The following is a 19850-nucleotide window of genomic DNA, read 5'->3' on the forward strand; positions in this document are numbered from 1 at the left end:
CTACCCTGGCCGACAGTTCCGCTTTTGCCGCCGCCGATGAAGCCAAGCACCCTGCCCGATTCCCCCTCCACCGCCGGCGGCTGGACCCGCGCCGCACTGATCGCGATTGCCTGCGGCGCCCTGATCGTCACCCTGAGCATGGGCGTGCGGCAGAGCTTCGGCCTGTTCATGCAGCCGGTAGGACGCGACTTCGGCATAGGCCGCGAGTATTTCGGTTTCGCCATCGCGGTGCAGAACCTGCTGTTCGGCCTGGCCCAGCCCTTCGTCGGCGCCGTCGCCGACCGCTACGGCGTGCGCCGCGTGCTGGTAGTCGGCGCGCTGGTGTACGTGGCCGGCCTGGCCCTGGCTGCGGTGGTGCTGGCGCCGGGCGGCATCATGCTCAGCCTGGGCGTACTGGTCGGGCTGGGGCTCAGCGGCACCACCTTCGTCGTCGTGCTGACCGGCGTGGCCCGGCTGGTGCGGCCGGAACAGCGCAGCATGGCCTTCGGCCTGGTCACCGCCGGCGGTTCCTTCGGCCAGTTCGCCGTGGTGCCGCTGGCGCAGGCACTGATTGCCAGCTGGGGCTGGCGCCACGCACTGTTCGGCCTGTGCGTGCTGATCCTGGCCACGGCCGCCGCCGCCGTCGGCCTGCGCAAGCCCGCCGCCGGCAGCGCCGCGGCCGGCCCGGCCGGGGACAGCTACGGCAGTCTCTCCGCTGCGCTGGCGCGCGCTGCGGCACATCCGCACTACTGGCTGCTCAATGCGGGCTTCTTCGTCTGCGGCTTCCATATCGCCTTCATCGCCACGCATTTCCCGGCCTATCTGGTCGACCAGGGCATAGCCGCCAGCGTGGGCGCGACGGCGCTGGCCCTGGTCGGGCTGTTCAATATCGCGGGTTCGTACCTGTTCGGCCTGTGGGGCGGACGCCATTCGCGGCCGCGGCTGCTGGCGGCGCTGTACGCGGCGCGCGCCCTGGCCATCGCGGTATTCCTGCTGGTGCCGCTGAGCGCGGCTTCGGCGCTGGTGTTCGCTGCGGTATTCGGCTTCCTCTGGCTGGGCACGGTGCCGCTGACCAATGGCGCGGTAGCGAGCATGTTCGGCGTGCGCTACTTGTCCACCTTGTACGGCATCGTCTTCCTCAGTCACCAGGTCGGCAGCTTCGTCGGCGCCTGGGTCGCCGGCCGTCTCTACGACAGCAGCGGCAGCTACGGCCCGATCTGGGTCGCCAGCATCGCCCTGGGCCTGCTCGCCGCTGCCGTGAGCTGGGCTACACGCGACGAATCCGTGCCGGCGCAGGCGCCGCTGCGTGCGGCGGAATCCACGCCGTGACTCCGCGCCGCTGGCATCGCGGCGGCTGGCTCGCGGCGGTGCTGCTGGCCCTGGCCGCGCTGGCGGCACTGTGGCTGCGCTGGGGCGAGGCCGTATTCCTCAATCAGTTAGGCGCGATGCTGTGCTGAACGCCGCGCCGTCACCGGCGCCGCATTCGCGCCGGTGACGGCAATCGCGCTGCGCCGCAGACCGCCGCGCGGGCAGCCTGCGGCCATGTCCGGCGCGACCGCGCTCAGCGCGAACCGTGCTGGCTGAAGGCGGACACGCTGCCGTCCTCGCCCACCAGTTCCACGGTATGCGGCGCCACCCGCCCATCCGGCATCTCCATGCCCGGCGAACCCGGCGGCATGCCCGGCAGCACCAGGCCGCGCGCGCGGGGTTTCTCCTGCAGCAGGCGCCGGATATCCGCGGCGGGCACGTGGCCTTCGACCAGATAGCCCCCGACTTCCGCGGTATGGCAGGAGCCTTTCCCCACCGGCACGCCCAGCCGCGCCTTGACCGCGCTGAGATCGTCGCTGTCGTGGACCTCGACCGGGAAGCCGGATTGCTGCAAGTGTTCCACCCACAGATGACAGCAGCCGCAGGCGGCGGTTGTGCACGACGACGCGCGGCAGCGCGGATCCGGCCGGGGCCGCGGCGTGCTTTGGCGCCGCCGCCGCAGCGCCGGCCTTCTGCGCCGGCAGCGGATGTCCGGGTTCCGCGGCGCGCGCATTCACGCCGGCCAGCAGCAGCGCGCCCAGTCCGGCAGCAAGGAAGGCGCTGAAGAATCGCCGGGAAAAATTCATCGCTGCGCCCTCGACGACCAGTGGATGTGGACGATCTTCCAGCCCTGTGCGGTCTTGCGCAGTACGGCGGTTTCGCTGGAGGAAATCGCCAGCGGCTTGCCGTCCTTGCTGGCGCGGATCTCGCTCTCGCTGCCGACCCAGACCAGGTCGCCCGAAGCCTGGGCGGTGCGCCGCTTCAGCGCGACATGGGCGGTCTTGAGGAATTCGGCGTCGTGCTTGGCGTGGCCGCCGAGATAGTCCTCGCGCGAATGCTCGGCGCCGCCGCTTTCGAGAATCAGCACCGCCGGATCGAGTTCCGCCGCAGCGCGGTCGAGTTCGCCCTGGCCCAGGGCCGCGGAGAAGCGCTCCAGCGCCGCCACCGCAGCGGCCGCGGCGGGCGCGATAGTCAGCATGGCGCCGGCGGTGTCGCGGCCGGCGGCGATCTGCGCCGTGTGTTTTTCATTGCCGTGGGCCCAGGCCTGCGGCGCGGCCAGGGTCAGGGCCAGGACGAGCGAAATCATTCGTATCATGGTGTAAATCTCCCGTAGTGAAGAGGCGCTGTGCCTCGAAATGCGAACTCAGTGTTGGTGGCCGTCATCGGCCTGGGCACCGCCGTCGGCGGGCGCGGCCATGGGATCGTCCACGGGTTCGAAGGAAGAGCGCGGCGCGTCGTGGGCGTGAGGCCCGCGGCGATCGCCGCCGCCCACGGCGGTCTCGCCGCCGCCGTGGCTGTGGCCGTCGCTGGCTGCGACCTGGGCGCGGTACTGCGCGGCGTCCATGCGCGGAAACTGCTGCAGGAAGGCGACCATGCCCCACAGATAGCGGTCGTCCATGCTTTTGCCCCAGGCCGGCATGCCGGAAGCCTTGATGCCGTGCTTGAGCGCCCAGAACGCCGCGCGCGGATCGACCTGCCCCAGCGCATCCCAGCGCGGCGGACGCGGATACAGGCCGGCGCTGAGTTCGGTCTCCGCCGCACCGGGGCTGAGATGGCAGCTCACGCACATCGCGTCGTAGTTGCCCGCACCGCTGCGGATCAGCGCGGCATCCGTCAGATCCGGCGGCACCAGCGCCGCGGCACGCACAGCGATGGAACGCTGACGGGCGATGTCGAGCAGTTTGTACGTCGCCGGCCAGTGCGGCGTATCGGCACCGACATCGTAGACGCCGGACCCGATCACGCCGGCGATGGCGGCCGCGCCGGCGAAGGCCAGCAGCAGCAAGGTCCTCAGCAGTTTCATGGACGCATCCTCCCGCGCGTTTCGCGCTGCGGCGATGCGGCGTTTGCGCCGGCAGTGGATTGGCTGCCGCGCCAGCCGGCAGGCGCACGGCCGGCACAGTCGCTTTTTGTGCCGGCAGGCGGCGGGAATGCGCGGCCGGCACAGCCGGCAAGCGGCGATACCGCCGCGGCAGGCGCGACGGCGAAAAACGGAAGTGGCATGGGATCTTCCTCACGGGCCATGCGGCGCAGGCAAAGCGCGCCGCAGGCATGGCTGCGAAGGCGGACGTGCACAGGCACGCCGCAGAAGAGCGTCAGCCGCTCAAGCCGCGGGAGGTCGGAAAGGCGGCGTGTCGTGGCCGGGCGGCGAGCGCCGCGCCGGCAGCGGGAAAACGAGGAATGCGAGCGCCGGAGCGGCAGCGGCCGGTGCCGGCATGCCCAAGGCGGGCGGCAGTACGCAGCCGCAGGCACAGGCCGCGCCGTCGCAGCAGGAGCGCTCCGGGTCGGTGCAGGAGGTGTCGTTCTGTACGGGCGCGGCGCAGTCGTGGGATGCCGCCGGCCGGTCGTGCTGCGCATGGCCAGCATCCGCAGCCGCGCCCGCTGCAAGCACGGGCGGCGCCTGGCCGTGACCGGCATGGTTCATGCGCGCCATCGCCCAAGGCGCTGCAATCCCGTTGAGGACCAGTGTCATTGCAAGCAGCAGATGGAAGGCGAGGCGGCGCATCGGCCGGCTAGACTGCCCTGCGCCGGGGAAAGTTTCAACGCAGCCACGACAGTTCTTTTTTTGTCCGAGGATTGACTCTGGACTTGAGTCCAGAGTGCAGACTGACGCCTCACGAGGAGTAAGCATGGCTTCTTTGAGCATTGGTCAGCTGGCGCAACAGGCGGGTGTCGCCATCGACACCGTGCGCTATTACGAACGCAACGGACTGCTGGCGCCGGCCGGCCGCCTGGCCTCGGGCTACCGCCGCTACGGCACCACGGAACTGCGCCGCCTGTGCTTCATACGGCGCGCCAAGGCACTGGGTTTTTCGCTGGATGACATACGCACCCTGCTGACGCTCAGCGACGAGCAGGACGTGAGCCGCATCCGCGAGGCGGCGCAGCGCAAGCGCGACGACATCGAACGGCGCATCGCCGAACTCGAACGCATCCGCGCCGCGCTGGATACGCTGATCACCGCCTGCCCCGGCCATGGCCGCGCCGAAGCCTGCCCCATCCTGCGTGCCCTGACGCAAGAGGATTCCCCATGAAACCCACGACGCAGAAAATATCCGGCTGCTGCGCGACTCCGGCTGCGGATGCGCAGGCCAGGCAATCGCCGCATCATCACGCCGATCCGGAAAAAGCCGGCGGCGCCTGCCACACCGGCGCGGACGCCGCGACGCAGGCGCAACCTGCCAGCTGCAGCGCAAGTTCCACCGCAGATCAGCAAACCGCGCATTCGCCGCAGCGTCACGCCGATCCGCACAAGGCCGGCGACGCTTGCCACACCGACGCACACACCGCAACGCAAACGCAATCCGCCAGCTGCTGCGCGCATTCCACCGCGGAACCGCAGGCCGCGCACTCGCACCATCACCCTGCCGATCCGGGCAAGGCCGGCGGCACGTGCCACGCGGGCACGCACGCAACGGAACATTCGCACCCTGCAGCAACCGCCGGCAGCGCCGGCGCCGGCGCGCTGCGCGATCCCGTCTGCGGCATGAGCGTCGCGCCGGATGCGCCGCATCGCGCCGGACACGGCGGACAGGAATACCGCTTCTGCTCCGCCGGCTGCCGCAGCAAATTCGTCGCCGCGCCGGACCGCTACCTCAATCCGGCCGCCGCGGCGCCGGCGCCGGCAGGCACGCGCTATACCTGTCCCATGCATCCGGAGATCGAACAGGATCATCCGGGCACCTGCCCTATCTGCGGCATGGCGCTGGAACCGCTGATGCCCAGCCTGGACGACGGCGAGAACCCGGAGCTGACCGATTTCCGCCGCCGCTTCTGGTGGACGCTGCCGCTGTCGCTGGCCGTATTCGTGATCGCCATGGCCGGCCACCGCCTGCCCGGCCTGTCGGCCACGCTGCGCACCTGGCTGGAACTGGTGCTGGCCGCACCGGTGGTGCTCTGGGCCGGCGCGCCATTCTTCCAGCGCTGGGCCCAGTCCATCGCCAACCGCAGCCCGAACATGTGGACCCTGATCGGCACCGGCGTGGGCGCGGCCTTCGGCTACAGCCTGGTGGCGACGCTGCTGCCGGATCTGTTTCCCGCGGCCTTCCGCGAACATGGCCGCGTCGGCGTCTACTACGAGGCCGCCGCGATCATTGTCTCGCTCACGCTGCTGGGCCAGCTGCTGGAATTGAAGGCGCGATCGAGCACCTCGGCCGCGATCAAGTCCCTGCTCGGCCTTGCGCCCAAGACCGCACGGCGGCTGCGCGATGACGGCGGCGAGGAAGACATTCCGCTGACCCACGTGCATATCGGCGACCGTCTGCGCGTGCGTCCCGGCGAGAAGGTTCCCGTCGACGGCGAGGTGCTGGAAGGACGCTCGCCGGTGGACGAATCCATGCTGACCGGCGAACCGGTTCCGGTGGAGAAGACACCCGGCAGCGCGGTGATCGGCGCCACCATCAACGGCAACGGCAGCCTGGTGATCCGCGCCGACCGTGTCGGTGCGGACACGGTACTCGCGCAGATCGTGCAGCTGGTGGCGCAGGCGCAGCGTTCGCGTGCGCCCATGCAGCGCCTGGCGGACAAGGTCAGCTACTGGTTCGTGCTCGGCGTGCTCGCGATCGCCGCGGCAACCTTGCTGGGCTGGGGACTTTTCGGCCCGCCGCCGGCCTGGACCTATGCCTTCGTCAACGCCGTCGCCGTGCTCATCATCGCCTGTCCCTGTGCGCTGGGGCTGGCCACGCCCATGTCGATCATGGTCGCCACCGGACGCGCGGCCCAGGCCGGCGTGCTGTTCCGCGACGCCGAGGCGATAGAGCGCCTGCGCACGGTGGATACCGTGATCGTGGACAAGACCGGCACGCTGACCGAAGGGCGGCCGGCCTTCCGCGAGATCGTCCCCTTCGGCAACTGGAGCGAGGCCGACGTGCTGGGCCTGGCGGCGAGCCTGGACCAGGGCAGCGAGCATCCGCTGGCCGATGCCATCGTGGCCGAAGCGCGCCGGCGCCAGCTGTCCTTGCAGCGCGTGGACGGCTTTGAATCGGTCACCGGCATCGGCGTACGCGGCCGCGTGGCCGGCCACGATCTGCACCTGGGCAATACCGCGCTGATGCAGGAAGCCGGCGTGGCGACGCAGGCGGCGCAGGCGCAGGCCGAGCGGCTGCGCACCGAAGGCGCCAGCGTCATGCATCTGGCCGTGGACGGCGCGCTGGCGGGACTGGTGGCCGTGGCCGATCCGATCAAGCCGAGCACCGCCGAAGCCATCGCCGCGCTGCATGCGGCGGGGCTGCGCATCGTGATGGCCACCGGCGACGGCCGCACCACTGCCGAAGCCGTGGCGCGGCAGCTGCACATCGACGAAGTGCACGGCGAAGTGCGCCCGCAGGACAAGGCCGCACTGGTGGCCCGCGCCCAGGCGCAGGGGCACCGCGTGGCGATGGCCGGCGACGGCATCAACGACGCGCCGGCGCTGGCCGCGGCCGACGTGGGCATCGCCATGGGCACGGGTACCGATGTCGCGATGTCCAGCGCCCAGGTCACCCTGGTCAAGGGCGATCTGCGCGGCATCGTGCGGGCGCGCCAGATCTCCCAGGCCGCCGTGCGCAACATGCGCCAGAACCTGGCCTTCGCCTTCGCCTACAACGCGCTGGGCGTGCCCATCGCGGCGGGGCTGCTGTATCCGGTATTCGGCGTGTTGCTGAGTCCCATGATCGCCGCGCTGGCCATGAGCCTGTCGTCGGTCTCGGTCGTGGCCAACGCGCTGCGCCTGCATAGCGGCCGATGATGCAAGATCCCGCTGCCAGGAATGGCGCGCCGTGGCACGGGCGCATTGCGCTCGGCGCCGGCTGGGGCCAGTTCCGCGGCCGCGCCGGCGACAGCCACGCCCACCGGCATCCGGCGCTGCAACTCGCGCTGGGCGACGGCCGGCCGGTGCGCGCCGAAATCGCAGGGGAAACGGTTGCAGCGCCCGGCCTGCTCATCGGCTCCGGCGTTGCGCACCGGCTATGGCCAGGGCCGGTATGGCTGCTCTACGTGGAGCGCGAATCCGATGCCGGCCGCCGGCTGTCGACGGCCGGCACGGACGGCCTGCGGCGTCTGCGCGCGCGGGAACGCGACCAGTTGCTGGCCCTGTGGCAGCGTCCCGCGCCGGACGCGGTGCGGCTGCAAGCCGTGATCGACGCACTCTGCGGCACGCCGGCTGCCGCCGTGCCGGAACGGATTTCGACGCGCCGCCTGCGCACCCTGATCGCCGCACTGCCGGCGCAGCCCGCCGCCGCGTGGACGCTACCGGCGCTGGCGTCCGCCGCGGCACTGTCGCCCAGCCGCTTCGCGCATGCCTTCCGCGCGCAGACCGGCATGGCCGTGCGTCCGTATCTGCGCTGGCTGCGCCTGGCGCGTGCGCTGGAAGGGGCGAGCCGGGGCGCAGGCCTCACCGCGGCCGCGCTGGATGCCGGCTTCGCGGATGCCGCGCATTTCAGCCGCACCATGCGCCGCCATTTCGGCGTGACGCCGAGCAGCATCCTGGCCGCGCTGCGGGAAGCCTGAGCCGCCGACTCAGCCACTACGTTCAAGCCGCGCCGCGCACCGGCCGGCCACACTGAGCGCCATCTTCCCCCGGCGCCGAGGCGGCCATGCAATGGAGAACGATCGTGCGCTACGGCGCTTATCCGCTGGTATTCGGCGGCGCAGCCGCAGGTGTGTTCGCCGCCGCCGATGCGGCGCACACCGCGGGGCTGCGCTTGGCGCTGACCGCCGCCGGCGGCCTGCTCGCGGTGGCGCTGCTGGAACGTCTGCAGCCGTTCCGGCCCGAGTGGAACCAGGATCATGGCGATACCTGGACCGACGCCATCCATCTGCTGGTCAACCTCGGCCTGCTGTCGGCCGCGGCCGGCCTGCTGCACGCCCTGGCCGGTGCACTGCCGGCGACAGCGCCATGGCCGCGGCACTGGCCGGTCGGTGTGCAGATCATCGCGGCGGGCGCGGTAGTCGATCTCGGTCTCTACGCCATGCACCGGCTCAGCCATCGCATTGCGTGGCTGTGGCGGCTGCATGCGATCCATCACAGCGCCGAACGCCTGTACTGGATGAACGGCGAGCGCCGTCATCCACTGAGCGCGGTGCTGCTGGCCGGCCCGGGGCTGGCGGCCACGGCCCTGCTCGGCGCGCCGCCGGCCGTGGTCAGCGCCTGGCTCACCCTGCTGACCGTGCACCTGGCCTTCCAGCATGCCAATCTCGACTACTCGCTGGGTCCGCTGCGCGGCATCCTCGGCGTGGCAGAAAGCCATCGCTGGCACCACAAGCGCGAGTACGAGGACGCCGAGGTCAATTTCGGCGAGTTCTGGCTACTGTGGGACCGCCTGTTCGGCACCTACCGCGATCCGCGGACGCCGCTGGCGGCGAACGCGGTAGGTCTGCGCGAAGCCGGCTTTCCGGCCACGTATGCGGCGCAGTGGCGCTGGCCTTTCGCGCGGCGCACCGGCCGCCCGCCGCCCGCGTGAACCCGGGGCGGCGGCGGCGTTGCTATCCTGCGCCACCGCCACCGGATGAACCGCCATGCCCGTGCTGATCCTGCTGACCGTGCTGTTCGCCGCCGTCGGCGTGTCTGTCTTTCTCGTGCTCATGCTCATGCTGATCATCGGCCTCAACGGCATGAGCGGCGCCGCGGCCCAGCCCTGGCTGATCGGCGCGGCGCTGATCCTGTTCGTGGTGCCCAACCTCGGCGCCGGCAGCCTGCTCAGCCTGATCTCGCGCAAGCTCGCCGGTCCGGGCTGGAGCGTGCTTGCGGCCAGCGGCTGGTCGGCGCTGGCCTTCATCGCGCAGTTGGGGCTCGCGGCGCTGCTGTGGCGCGGCCTGCGCTGACGCAGCGCAGGGCCGGAGCGCGGCCCAATGCGGACATTGCGCGTCCGCATACGGCCATTTCTGCGAATTGATCCGCGACATGCCGCAGCCGCATGTCGCCGCGCGGACAGCTTGGCTATGCTTGCCCGTTCCGGTCCAACGCCAGGCTACGCATCCATGATCCGATCCGCCGCCTTCCTCGCCGTCTCGCTGCTGCTGGGCTCCGCCGCCACCGCCGCCGCGCCCAATGATCTGCGCACCGTGTCGGAGCAGTCCGGCTTCAAGCGCACCGGCCGCTACGACGAAGTCATAGACCTGTGCGCGCGCTTCGCCGCGGCCTATCCCGATGCCGTGGCCTGCGAAGAATTCGGCCGCACGCCGGAAGGCCGGCCCATGCTGGCGCTGGTCGTCAGCAAGAGCGGCGCACGCACCGCGCAGGCCGCGCACGAACAGGGCATTCCGGTCAGCCTGTTCCAGGGCGGCATCCACGCCGGCGAGATCGATGGCAAGGACGCGGGCTTCCTGCTGCTGCGCGAACTGCTGCAGGGCAAGGCGGGCAAGGGGCTGCTGGAAAAGCAGGTGCTGGTGTTCGTGCCCGTGTTCAACATCGACGGCCACGAGCGCTTCGGCGCGTGGAACCGGCCCAACCAGCGCGGCCCCGAGCAGATGGGCTGGCGCACCACGGCGCAGAACTACAATCTCAACCGCGATTATCTCAAGGCCGACGCCCCCGAAATGCGGGCCATGCTGGGCCTCATCAGCCGCTGGGATCCGCTGGTCTATGTCGATCTGCACGTCACCGACGGCGCCAAGTTCGAGCACGATGTGGCGATCCAGGTCGAGCCGCTGTATTCCGGCGACGAGGAACTGAAAAAGCTCGGCCGCCAGCTGCGCGACGAGACCATGGCGCGGCTGGCCAAGCAGGGCTCGCTGCCGGTGGGCTTCTATCCTTCGTTCGTGGTCGGCGACGATCCGGCCTCGGGCTTCGCCGACGCGGTCGCGCCGCCGCGCTTCTCCACCGGCTACCTGCCGCTGCGCAACCGCTTCGCCATGCTGGTGGAAACGCATTCGTGGAAGCCGTATCCGCAGCGCGTGCGCATCACCCGCAACACCATCCTCGACGTGATGCAGCTCGTGGCCGAACGCGGCAGGGACTGGCGCGTGGAACAGCGCACTGCCGACGAACGCGCCGCCACGCTCGGCGGCACGCGCGTGGCGCTGGACTACGCCGCGAGCGAGCAGGCCCGCACCGTCGAATTCCGCGGCTATGCGTATACGCGCACGCCGTCGGAGATCTCCGGCCAGCTGATGACGCGCTACGACGAGAAGAAACCGCAGATATGGAAAGTGCCGCTGCGCGACGACGTGCGCCCCAGCGTGCAGGTGGACGCGCCCAAGGCCGGCTACATCGTGCCGGCGGCCTGGGCGCAGCAGGTCGCTGCGCGGCTGGACGTGCACGGCGTGAGCTACCGGCGCATCGAACGCGCCCTGCCCCAGCTGCCGGTGCAGACCTTCCGCGCCGCCAGCGCGACCTTCGCCAGCCGGCCGGTGGAAGGCCACAGCCGCGCCACCCTGCAGGGCGAATGGAAGGACGAGACCCGCGATCTGGCCGCCGGCGCCTTGTTCGTGCCGCTGGCCCAGGCGCGCTCGCGCATCGCGGTCGCCCTGCTGGAACCGCAGGCGCCCGATTCCCTCGCCGCCTGGGGCGAATTCAACGGCGCCTTCGAGCAGAAGGAATACATGGAAGACTACGTAGCCGAGGACGTCGCGCGCGAACAGCTCAAGCGCGATCCCAGGCTGGCCGAGGAATTCCAGAAGAAACTCGCCAGCGACGCGGAGTTCGCCAAGGATCCCGCCGCGCGCCTGCAGTTCTTCGCGCGGCGCCATGCGTCCTGGGACGAACGCTTCAACCTGTATCCGGTGGTGCGCACGGAGCGCGCGCCGGAGTAGCCGCAGGCGTCCCATCGCCTTGAAAAACCGGCGCCGGTTTCACGGCGCCGGCAGCGCCCGCGGCGCCTCAGCCCTGCATGTACTTCCAGTTGCGCGGCTTGCCCTCGGCCATCCATTCGACGGCCTGCGCCAGGCGTTTCTGCCGCGTTTCCTCGCGCTTGGCCTCGGTCAGCCATTCGATGTATTCGCGTTTGTTCGACGGGCTGAAGGCGGCGAACACGGCGGCGGCCTTGCGGTTCTTTTCCAGCGCGGCGGCGAGATCCCCGGGCACCTCGGCCGGCGGCCTGGGCGCGGCGTCCTTGGTCTTGCGCGCGGGCTGTACGCCGTCCTCGTTGAGTTTCATGGCCTGGCGGATATAGCCGGCCAGCACTTTCCTGCCCGGCGCTTCCTTGATCGCGGTGATGCGGCCGAACTGGCCCATGGCTTCCGCGTTCTTCGCATCGGCGAGAAACAACGCGCCTTTCCAGAAGCCGAAGGCGCAGTGCTGCTTGAACGCCGCCATATGGCAGAGCGGACCGCGGTAGTCGAAGAACGGCGAACTCCATTTGATGGTTTCCTGCACCTCGGGACAGTGCTGGTGCACCGCCTCGCGCAGGTATTCAAGTATGGGCCGGGCGAATTCGGCGGACCTGGCGATATAGGCGTCTACGCGCGGATCACGGGTTCCCATGGTTCATCCCGATGCAGTCGGCGAGGTGCGGCGGCGCCGGACGGCGGCGCGGTGGACTCAGTTGCCGGCGAGCAGGTCGGCCTGCTGCGGATGGCGCTGGAACCAGACCCGGGCGTAGGAGCACAGCGGGCGTATCTTCCAGCCGCGTTCGCGCGCCGCGGCCGCGGCGGCTTCGGTCAGGCGCGCGGCGATGCCGCGGCCGCCGACGGCCTCGGGCACGCCGGTGTGGACGATGCTCATGAGAGGGCCGGAAAGCTCGTAGTCCAGCTCGCAGCGGTGGCCGTCGACCCAGGCCTCGAAGCGGCGGGCAGCGGTGTCGTGGGTGATCGGCAGATCGTCCATGCGCAGGGCTCGGCGGCGGAGGGCCGGGCAACGCTACACCCTGGCCGCGCGGCTGACCAGGGCGTGCATTGGCATCGGCCGGCGCGACCACATTTCCTGTACTGACTCAGCCGTTACACTCGGGCCCATGTCCGTACCTGAATGCTTTCCCTCACCGCCCGCCTCGCCCTGGCGCCGCATGGCCGAACAGGCCTTCAGCCGCGCCGCCGGCGCGCCCCTGGTCGGCGCCAATGCGGTGGAACTGCTGATCGACGCCGAAGTGCATTTCCAGGCCTGGCAGCAGGCCATCTCCGGCGCGAAGAAATCACTATTTCTGGAAAATTACATAATCCGCGACGATTCCGTCGGGCGCCGCCTGCGCGACGCGCTGGCCGAGCGCGCGGCGGCCGGGGTCAAGGTCTGCGTGGTGCGCGACTGGCTGGGCTGCCTGGGCCTGGACGGCAGGCGCTACTGGCAGCCGCTGCTGGACGCCGGCGGCGAGGTGCGCTCCTACAATCCGCCGCGCTTCGCCAGTCCGCTGGGCTGGATCAGCCGCGACCACCGCAAGCTGCTGGTGATCGACAACGAACTCAGCTACATCACCGGCGTGTGCGTATCGGAGAAATGGCTGGGCGATCCGCGCAAAGGCATCGCGCCCTGGCGCGATACGGGCGTCAGCCTGCGCGGCCCGGCGGTGGCCGAGCTGGTGCTGGCCTTCGCCGATCTCTGGGCCCAGCTGGGTCCGCCGCTGCCGGCGGAATTGTTGCAGACCTCGGCAGAACCCGCCGGCGACGTCGACGTGCGCGTGATCGCGACCCAGCCCAGCACCGCCGGACTGTTCCGCCTGGACCAGCTCATCGCCGCGATGGCGCGCGAGCGCCTGTGGCTGGCCGATGCCTATTTCGTCGGCCTGCCGCCGTACGTGCAGGCGCTGGCCGCCGCTGCCCGCGACGGCGTGGACGTGCGCCTGCTGGTGCCGGGCGCCAGCGACATCCCGGCCGTAGCGCGGCTGTCCCGCGCCGGCTACCGGCCGCTGCTGGAAGCCGGCGTGCGCGTGTTCGAGTGGAACGGTTCCATGATGCACGCCAAGACCGCCGTGGCCGATTCGCGCTGGGCCCGGGTCGGCTCCAGCAACCTGAACATCGCCAGCTGGATGGGCAACTGCGAGATCGATCTTGCCGTGGAAGACCGCGGCTTCGCCGCGCAGATGGAAGAGCAATACCTCAAGGATCTGAGCCTCTCCACCGAAATCGTGCTGCGCCGGAAAAAAGGCCACAAGGCCGCGCGCAGCAGCCGCCGTCACGGCGGCAGTTCCAGCCGCGCCGCCGCCGGCGTGATGCGCCTGGCGCACAGCGTCGGTGCCGCGCTCGGCGACCAGCGCGTGCTGGGCCGGGCCGAGGCCACGTCCCTGCCCTGGATCGCGCTGTGCCTGCTGCTGCTGGCCGGGCTGGGCCTGTACTGGCCCTGGCTGCTGGCCTGGCCGCTGAGCGTGCTGACCGGCCTGGCCGGGCTGAGCCTGCTCGCCCGCGCGCTGCAGGCGCGCAAGCGCAGCGCGCCGCCGCTGCAGACCGCGGACAAGGGCTGAAAGCCGCCGCTTGCAGCCTGCGGAAATCCGCATCGCGCTGCAGTCGCGCGGCTTGGCGCTGCTTTGCGGCGACGCGCGGCCGCACCGCACCCGGTACCGTCGCGCCGCAGTCCTGCGTCGTGTAACCAGGCCGTCGCGATCGGCTACAGCACCGCGCCGGCGAAATCGAAGTCGAAATCCGCCAGCCAGTCGCATACCACCACGCCGTTGGCGTAGTGCGCGCCGCTGCGCAGCAGTTCGCCGATGTCGCTCATGTCCTGTACGCCGCTGGCAATCACGATCTTGCCCAGGGCGCGCACCGCGGCGAACGCATTAGCGCGCGCCGCCCAGGGCGAGCCCGGCCCATCCCCGGCCGGACGCTCGAAGCGCACCACACCGAAGGCCGCGTGCTGCAACCAGCGCTGGGCGCGCTCGCTGTCGTCGTTGGCGCGCAGGCAGAAGCGCGCGCCCACGCGCTGCAAGGCCTCTATCGCGGCATCGCCGGGTTGCTGTTCGATCAGGTCGGCGATGTCGAATTCCAGCGCGATGGCCGCCGCCGGCACCGACTGGGCGCGCAGCTCGGTCGCGAGCCAGGGCGCGAAGGCCGGATCCAGCAGCGCCTCGGCGCTGATCGGCAGGAACAGGCGCAGTTCGTTCAGTGCGTTGGCATGGATATGCGCCTGGCGCAGGGCCAGGCGGATCAGGCGCTTGTCGACCTGGGCCACCAGGCCCAGGCCGCGCGCCAGCGGCAGGTATTCCTCGGTATCGATCAGGATGCTCTGCGAACTGCGCGGCGGCTTGAGCTGCATGCGCGCCAGGTACTGTCCGCTGAGGTTGCCGGCCAGCGGCGCGAACGGCTGGTAGGACAGCACCGAATTGCTGGCATCCGCCGGCGTGCGCAGGATGGCGCGTACCAGGCGCAGGCGCGGATCCTCGCTGGCCTGGTTGGGGTCGCGCAGTTCCAGGCTGGCGCCGTTGCCGCCAGCGGCCTGCAGGTTCAGCGCCTGCTGGCGCACGCGCCGGATCAGGCTTTCGGCGCGCTCGGCCGGCCCGCTCAGGCGCAGCGCGGCCAGGCTGAAGGACAGGCGCAGCGGATCGTCCGCCGACAGCCAGCTGCGCGCGGAGAGACGCTGGCGCGCCTGCTCCAGCGCCTCGCGCAGGGCCAGTTCATCCTCGCGCTGGGCCAGGGCCAGGAATACGTATTCGCCGTAGGCGCACAGCGGCCGCGCGAACGGCAGTTCCGCGGCGATGGCCAGGCCCAGCTGCTGACCCAGGGTGCCGGCCGTGACAAAGCCGACGCGCTCGCGCACCGATTCGATATCGTCCACCGCGAGGTAGACCAGGGCCGGACAGGCTTCGCCGCCGCTTTCCAGCAGGTTCTGCAGCTCCTGCAGGAATACGTCGCGGCCCGACAGCGTGCCGCGGCGCTCGCCGCGCGCGGAACCCGCGCTGGCCGACAGCGCGCGGGCGCGGCGTACGCGGCTCTCCACCGTCATCAGCAGATGGCGCGGCTTGACCGGCTTGGTGAGGAAATCGTCGCCGCCCATGGAGATGGCGTCGAAGCGCCGGTCCAGGTCCTGTTCGCCGGAAAGAAACACCACCGGCAGGAAGGCGCAGCCCGGCTCGGCGCGGATCATCTGCGCGACTTCGATGCCGTTGCCGTCGGGCAGGTAGAAATCCAGCAGCACCAGGTCGGGATGGAAGCTGTGCACGGCCTGGGTCACGCCGGCGGCGCTGGCGCAGACCTGGGTGGTGATGCCGCGGTGATGCAGTACGGATTCGCAGAACTTGGCCTGGGCCGGATCGTCCTCGACCACCAGCACGCGGTAGCCCAGGCTGCGGCGCTGCTCCAGCAGTTCCTCCAGCCGCGCCAGGATGGTTACCGGATCGCGGCTGGAAATCACCGCGTCGGCGCCGGCGCGCTGGGCGTAGAGCACGCGGGCCAGGTCGGCCGATTCGGCCAGCACCAGGCATACCGGCGGATCGCGCTGCGCTTCGCGCGCCCGCGCAAAGGCTTCCAGCACCGCGTGCAGCTGCGGCACGAATTCGTCCTCGACCAGCAGCACGTCGGGCACGCTCTCGGCCATGGCCAGAAGCGGCGCGGCGTCCTCGAACGGGCGCACCAGGAAACGCTGTGCGCCCAAGGTCGGCGCCAGCGCCTCGATCGCACGCGCCGGCGACGCCAGGTAGTGCACCTGGCCGCGCACATGGCTGGCCACGGCGCGCCTGGCCGGGCTGCGCGGCGCCGGCCGCGGCGTATCGGACTGGGCCAGTTTGTCGATAAGACCAGCCAGCGCCTGGCGCTGAGCCGCGCTGGGAATCGCGCCGGTCTCGACGAAGGAGCACAGGAACACGATCACTTCCAGCGTCGGCGCGGCGATCTCGGCCAGGTCCTGCGCCTCGGCCTCGGCGTTGATGCGTTCCAGTTCCTCGTGCAGCAGGCTGGCCTTGGCGCCGTCCCAGGCGCCGGACTGGCTGCTGCGCCAGTCCGCGACAAATGCCTCCAGGCGCTGACGCAGATTGCGCCCGCCCGCCGAAGCCCGCGGCGCCTCGGCTTCCGTCGTCGTATCGGCCATCGTGTTCATCGCCCCTGATGTACGGCCGTACTATAGCGACTGCCACGGCGGTGCAGCGCGTCCGCAGCGGCGCGATATGAAATCGTGTGTGTCGGCAGCGGCGCAAGCTGAATCCGCGGACGCCGGAATTTCGCCGCCGTTCGCCGCGGCTGGCGGAAGATGGATCCGTCGCCGCCGCAGCGCACGACACGCCCGCAGCGCCGGCGACTGCCGGCCGCGCCAATCCGCCGCCGCAGACGCCGGCGTTTCCCTTCCGCGAATCAACCAGTTACGCCGGCAGCACGGAAACCGGCCCAAGGCCTCGCACCGGCGCTGCGGCGCCGGCCTGCTAGACTCTGGAATCCGCCCGGCCCCGCCGGGCACTGCCCAGCTCATCGATGTCCGAAGATCGCATCGACTACGCCAGCACGCGCGAGGTGCTGACGCCCTCGCAACTGACGCGGCGCGCCCGCGACCTGCTGGAGGACGAATTCGGCCTGATCTGGCTGGCGGGGGAAATCTCCAATTTTTCGCGTCCGTCCTCAGGCCACCTGTACTTCAGCCTCAAGGATGGCAGCGCCCAGGTGCGCTGCGCCATGTTCAAGCCCAAGAGCACCTGGCTGCGCTTCCGTCCCGCCGACGGCATGCAGGTGCTGGCGCGGGCGCGGGTCAGCCTGTACGAGGCGCGCGGCGAGTTCCAGCTCATCGTCGAACACCTGGAAGAAGCCGGCGAAGGCGCGCTGCAGCGCGAATTCGAGCGGCTCAAGGCCCTGCTCGATGCCGAAGGCCTGTTCGCCGCCGCGCACAAGCGCGCGCTGCCGCGCCATCCGCGCCGCATCGCCGTGGTCACTTCGGCTTCCGGCGCGGCCGTGCGCGACGTGCTCAGCGTGCTGACGCGGCGCTGGCCGCTGCTGGCGGTCGACGTGGTGCCGGTGCCGGTACAAGGCAGGGAAGCGCCGCCGGCCATCGTCACCGCGCTGCGCCGGCTTTCCGCGGCGGCCGCGCACGACCTGATCCTGCTCACCCGCGGCGGCGGCTCGATCGAGGACCTGTGGGCCTTCAACGACGAAGGCGTGGCCCGCGCCATCCATGCCAGCAGCCTGCCGGTGGTATCGGCCATAGGCCATGAAGTGGATTTCACCATCGCCGATTTCGTTGCTGACCTGCGCGCGCCGACGCCCTCGGCCGCGGCCGAACTGCTGGCGCCCGATGCCGCCGCGCTCGCCCGCGCGCTGCAGCAGCGCCAGCAGCGCCTGCACCTGCTGTGGCAGCGCCGGCTGCAGCGCGGACAGCAGCAGCTGGACCGCCTGCACGCGCAGTTGCAGGCGCGCAGTCCGGCCCAGCGCCTGGCGCTGGGCCGCAGCCGGCTGCAGGCACAGTCGCTGCGCCTGCGCCATGCCCTGGCCCAGAGCCGCCAGCGCAGCCGCGAGCGCCTGCATCTGCTGCACATGCGCCTGCTGCGCCGGCATCCGCGCGAACGCCTGCAACAGCTGCGCAGCGGGCTGGAGCGGCAGCAGCACCAGTTGCAGCAATGCCTGCGTTCCGGCGTGGACGCGCGCCGCGCACACCTGGCCGCACTCGGCCGCGCCCTGCACGCGGTCAGCCCGCTGGCGGTGCTGGCGCGCGGCTACGCCCTGCTGCAGCGCGAGGACGACGGCCGCGTGGTGCGCGCCGCCACCGATGCCGCGCCCGGCACGCGCCTGCGCGCACGCCTGGCCGAGGGCGAGCTGAAACTGCGGGTGGATTGACGTTTCTCCACATTGACCGCTTCCCGCCGCGCGGCCGAGAATCCGGCCTTGCTGCGCGAAGGAGCGAGCCATGAAGGCGTCCGACCTGTTCGTAAAGGCGCTCGAAGCCGAAGGCGTGGAATACGTCTTCGGCCTGCCGGGCGAAGAAAACCTCGACCTGCTCGAATCGCTGCGCAAATCCCCGATCAAGCTGGTGCTGACCCGGCACGAGCAGGCCGCCGGCTTCATGGCCGCGACCTACGGCCGCCTGACCGGCCGCGCCGGTGTCTGCCTGGCCACGCTGGGGCCGGGTGCGACCAACCTGGTCACGCCGGCGGCCTACGCCAATCTCGGCGGCATGCCCATGCTGATGCTGACCGGGCAGAAACCGATCAAATTGTCCAAACAAGGACATTTCCAGATTGTCGACGTGGTCGACATGATGCAGCCGCTGACCAAGTACACGCGCCAGATCGTCTCGGCCGACAACATCCCGGCGCGGGTGCGCGAAAGCTTCCGCCGCGCCGAGGAAGAACGCCCGGGCGCCACCCACCTGGAACTGCCCGAGGACATCGCCCGCGACGACACCGATGCCATCGTGCTGCCGCGCAGCTACCACCGCCGTCCCATCGCCGACGACAAGGCCGTGGGCCACGCCGCCGCGGCCATACGCCAGGCGCGGCGGCCGCTGCTGATGATCGGCGCCGGCGCCAACCGCAAGACCTGCTCGCGCATGCTGCGCGAGTTCGTCGACGGCACCGGCATCCCCTTCTTCACCACCCAGATGGGCAAGGGCGTCATCGACGAACACCACCCGCTTTGGCTGGGCAATGCGGCGCTCAGCGACGGCGATTTCGTGCACCGCGCCATCGAGCATTCCGACTGCATCATCAACTGCGGCCACGACGTGATCGAGAAGCCGCCGTTCTTCATGCGCCGCGGCCTGCGCACGGTGATCCACGTGAATTTCTCCAGCGCCGAAGTGGATACGGTGTATTTCCCGCAGATCGAGGTCGTCGGCGATGTGGCCAACTCGGTCTGGCAGCTGGGCCAGGCGCTGGCGCCGCAGGCGCACTGGGATTTCAGCTGGTTCGACACCGTGCGCGAGCATCTGGAACGGCATCTGCAGCGGGGTGCGGACGATGCGCGCTTCCCCATCCATCCGGTGCGCCTGGTCGCCGATACCCGCGCGGTAATGCCCGACGACGGCATGCTCTGCCTGGACAATGGCATCTACAAACTCTGGTACGCGCGCTACTACCGCTGCCGCCAGTCCAACACCCTGCTGCTGGACAACGCCCTGGCGAGCATGGGCGCGGGCCTGCCGTCGGCCATCGCCGCCAAGATCGTGCATCCGCAGCGCAAGGTGGTCGCAGTCTGCGGCGACGGCGGTTTCATGATGAACGCACAGGAGATCGAGACCGCGGTGCGCCTGGGCCTGGACCTGACCGTGCTGGTGCTGCGCGACGATGCCTACGGCATGATCAAGTGGAAGCAGGCACACATGGACTTCCCCGCCTACGGCATGGACCTGGGCAACCCGGATTTCGTGCGCTACGCCCAGAGCTACGGCGCCCACGGCCACCGCCCCGACTCCGCCGCCGCGTTCGCCCCGCTGCTGCGGCACTGCCTGGATACGCCCGGCGTGCACCTGATCGACCTGCCTATCGACTATTCCGACAACGACCGCGTGCTCAACCACGAGATCCGCGAACTCAGCGCGGCGATCTGAGGCCGGCCTCCCTGGTCCCGGCCGCAACGCCGAATCCCGCGACGGC

General features: G+C 70.5%; 17 protein-coding genes and 1 pseudogene. 11 read left to right on the plus strand and 7 right to left on the minus strand.

From position 1 onward, the window contains the following. Positions 1 to 36: 36 nt before the first annotated feature. Both NM961_RS02885 and NM961_RS02890 read left to right on the plus strand, forming a co-directional pair. Complete coding sequence (locus NM961_RS02885) at positions 37 to 1308, plus strand: MFS transporter (protein WP_255911067.1); 1272 nt, start codon at positions 37 to 39, stop codon at positions 1306 to 1308. After that, on the plus strand, positions 1305 to 1436 hold the full coding sequence (locus NM961_RS02890) for a hypothetical protein (RefSeq protein ID WP_255911070.1): 132 nt from the start codon (positions 1305 to 1307) through the stop codon (positions 1434 to 1436). The genes NM961_RS02885 and NM961_RS02890 overlap by 4 nt, the downstream gene beginning before the upstream one ends. A gap of 104 nt (positions 1437 to 1540) precedes the next feature. Here the strand turns inward: NM961_RS02890 and NM961_RS02895 are convergent, their stop codons facing one another. From NM961_RS02895 to NM961_RS02910, 4 genes are all read right to left on the minus strand, one after another. After that, entirely contained in the window at positions 1541 to 1870 is a 330-nt protein-coding gene (locus NM961_RS02895; protein WP_255911073.1) for a DUF411 domain-containing protein, read from the minus strand. 219 nt (positions 1871 to 2089) lie between these two features. After that, positions 2090 to 2593, minus strand: a complete 504-nt coding sequence (locus NM961_RS02900) for a nuclear transport factor 2 family protein (RefSeq protein ID WP_255911075.1) — start codon at positions 2591 to 2593, stop codon at positions 2090 to 2092. A 57-nt stretch (positions 2594 to 2650) separates the two neighbouring features. After that, positions 2651 to 3310 carry a c-type cytochrome gene (locus NM961_RS02905; protein ID WP_255911077.1) on the minus strand — a complete coding sequence of 220 codons (660 nt, stop codon included), beginning with the start codon at positions 3308 to 3310 and terminating at the stop codon, positions 2651 to 2653. Positions 3311 to 3610: 300 nt separating this feature from the next. Next, entirely contained in the window at positions 3611 to 4012 is a 402-nt protein-coding gene (locus tag NM961_RS02910; protein WP_255911079.1) for a CopL family metal-binding regulatory protein, read from the minus strand. Positions 4013 to 4145: 133 nt separating this feature from the next. Between NM961_RS02910 and NM961_RS02915 the strand changes: the two genes are divergently transcribed. From NM961_RS02915 to NM961_RS02940, 6 genes and pseudogenes are all read left to right on the plus strand, one after another. Then, positions 4146 to 4541 (plus strand): MerR family transcriptional regulator, encoded by a 396-nt coding sequence (locus tag NM961_RS02915; protein WP_255911314.1) that lies wholly within the window; start codon positions 4146 to 4148, stop codon positions 4539 to 4541. 371 nt (positions 4542 to 4912) lie between these two features. Then, positions 4913 to 7231 (plus strand): annotated as a pseudogene (locus NM961_RS02920) (heavy metal translocating P-type ATPase); the annotation flags it as partial. Then, positions 7228 to 7992, plus strand: a complete 765-nt coding sequence (locus NM961_RS02925) for a helix-turn-helix domain-containing protein (protein ID WP_255911081.1) — start codon at positions 7228 to 7230, stop codon at positions 7990 to 7992. The pseudogene NM961_RS02920 and the gene NM961_RS02925, both read left to right, overlap by 4 nt. A gap of 86 nt (positions 7993 to 8078) precedes the next feature. After that, positions 8079 to 8945, plus strand: coding sequence for a sterol desaturase family protein (locus NM961_RS02930; protein WP_255911083.1), 867 nt, complete (start codon positions 8079 to 8081; stop codon positions 8943 to 8945). Positions 8946 to 9000: 55 nt separating this feature from the next. Continuing rightward, the gene (locus tag NM961_RS02935) at positions 9001 to 9306 is read left to right on the plus strand and encodes a hypothetical protein (RefSeq protein ID WP_255911086.1); all 306 of its coding nucleotides are present in this window, start codon (positions 9001 to 9003) and stop codon (positions 9304 to 9306) included. A 156-nt stretch (positions 9307 to 9462) separates the two neighbouring features. Then, a complete protein-coding gene (locus NM961_RS02940) occupies positions 9463 to 11235 on the plus strand; it encodes a M14 family metallopeptidase (protein WP_255911088.1) in 1773 nt (590 codons plus the stop codon). Between the two features lie 67 nt (positions 11236 to 11302). Here the strand turns inward: NM961_RS02940 and NM961_RS02945 are convergent, their stop codons facing one another. Continuing rightward, positions 11303 to 11905, minus strand: coding sequence for a YdeI/OmpD-associated family protein (locus NM961_RS02945; RefSeq protein ID WP_255911090.1), 603 nt, complete (start codon positions 11903 to 11905; stop codon positions 11303 to 11305). Positions 11906 to 11962: 57 nt separating this feature from the next. After that, complete coding sequence (locus NM961_RS02950) at positions 11963 to 12247, minus strand: GNAT family N-acetyltransferase (protein WP_255911092.1); 285 nt, start codon at positions 12245 to 12247, stop codon at positions 11963 to 11965. A gap of 127 nt (positions 12248 to 12374) precedes the next feature. Between NM961_RS02950 and NM961_RS02955 the strand changes: the two genes are divergently transcribed. Next, positions 12375 to 13811: a phospholipase D-like domain-containing protein gene (locus NM961_RS02955; protein WP_255911094.1), complete on the plus strand. Its 1437-nt coding sequence runs from the start codon at positions 12375 to 12377 to the stop codon at positions 13809 to 13811. Between the two features lie 143 nt (positions 13812 to 13954). Here NM961_RS02955 and NM961_RS02960 read toward each other — a convergent pair whose 3' ends face one another. Continuing rightward, the gene (locus NM961_RS02960) at positions 13955 to 16375 is read right to left on the minus strand and encodes a response regulator (RefSeq protein ID WP_255911096.1); all 2421 of its coding nucleotides are present in this window, start codon (positions 16373 to 16375) and stop codon (positions 13955 to 13957) included. A 368-nt stretch (positions 16376 to 16743) separates the two neighbouring features. On the opposite strand from NM961_RS02960, the gene xseA reads away from it, so the two are divergent. Further along, entirely contained in the window at positions 16744 to 18093 is a 1350-nt protein-coding gene (gene xseA, locus NM961_RS02965; RefSeq protein ID WP_255911099.1) for an exodeoxyribonuclease VII large subunit, read from the plus strand. Positions 18094 to 18163: 70 nt separating this feature from the next. After that, complete coding sequence (locus NM961_RS02970; protein ID WP_255911102.1) at positions 18164 to 19804, plus strand: acetolactate synthase large subunit; 1641 nt, start codon at positions 18164 to 18166, stop codon at positions 19802 to 19804. Positions 19805 to 19850 lie beyond the last annotated feature (46 nt).

Origin of the sequence: Tahibacter harae (assembly GCF_024437735.1) — a bacterium.
GTDB lineage: Bacteria > Pseudomonadota > Gammaproteobacteria > Xanthomonadales > Rhodanobacteraceae > Tahibacter > Tahibacter harae.

Excerpts from the sequence above, each read along its gene's own strand:
- NM961_RS02885 (WP_255911067.1), top strand. The coding sequence starts at position 37 with ATGAAGCCAAGCACCCTGCCCGATTCCCCCTCCACCGCCGGCGGCTGG.
- NM961_RS02900 (WP_255911075.1), bottom strand. The coding sequence starts at position 2,593 with ATGATTTCGCTCGTCCTGGCCCTGACCCTGGCCGCGCCGCAGGCCTGG.
- NM961_RS02905 (WP_255911077.1), bottom strand. The coding sequence starts at position 3,310 with ATGAAACTGCTGAGGACCTTGCTGCTGCTGGCCTTCGCCGGCGCGGCC.
- NM961_RS02910 (WP_255911079.1), bottom strand. The coding sequence starts at position 4,012 with ATGCGCCGCCTCGCCTTCCATCTGCTGCTTGCAATGACACTGGTCCTC.
- NM961_RS02925 (WP_255911081.1), top strand. The coding sequence starts at position 7,228 with ATGATGCAAGATCCCGCTGCCAGGAATGGCGCGCCGTGGCACGGGCGC.
- NM961_RS02930 (WP_255911083.1), top strand. The coding sequence starts at position 8,079 with ATGCAATGGAGAACGATCGTGCGCTACGGCGCTTATCCGCTGGTATTC.
- NM961_RS02935 (WP_255911086.1), top strand. The coding sequence starts at position 9,001 with ATGCCCGTGCTGATCCTGCTGACCGTGCTGTTCGCCGCCGTCGGCGTG.
- NM961_RS02940 (WP_255911088.1), top strand. The coding sequence starts at position 9,463 with ATGATCCGATCCGCCGCCTTCCTCGCCGTCTCGCTGCTGCTGGGCTCC.
- NM961_RS02945 (WP_255911090.1), bottom strand. The coding sequence starts at position 11,905 with ATGGGAACCCGTGATCCGCGCGTAGACGCCTATATCGCCAGGTCCGCC.
- NM961_RS02950 (WP_255911092.1), bottom strand. The coding sequence starts at position 12,247 with ATGGACGATCTGCCGATCACCCACGACACCGCTGCCCGCCGCTTCGAG.
- NM961_RS02955 (WP_255911094.1), top strand. The coding sequence starts at position 12,375 with ATGTCCGTACCTGAATGCTTTCCCTCACCGCCCGCCTCGCCCTGGCGC.
- NM961_RS02960 (WP_255911096.1), bottom strand. The coding sequence starts at position 16,375 with ATGAACACGATGGCCGATACGACGACGGAAGCCGAGGCGCCGCGGGCT.
- xseA (WP_255911099.1), top strand. The coding sequence starts at position 16,744 with ATGTCCGAAGATCGCATCGACTACGCCAGCACGCGCGAGGTGCTGACG.
- NM961_RS02970 (WP_255911102.1), top strand. The coding sequence starts at position 18,164 with ATGAAGGCGTCCGACCTGTTCGTAAAGGCGCTCGAAGCCGAAGGCGTG.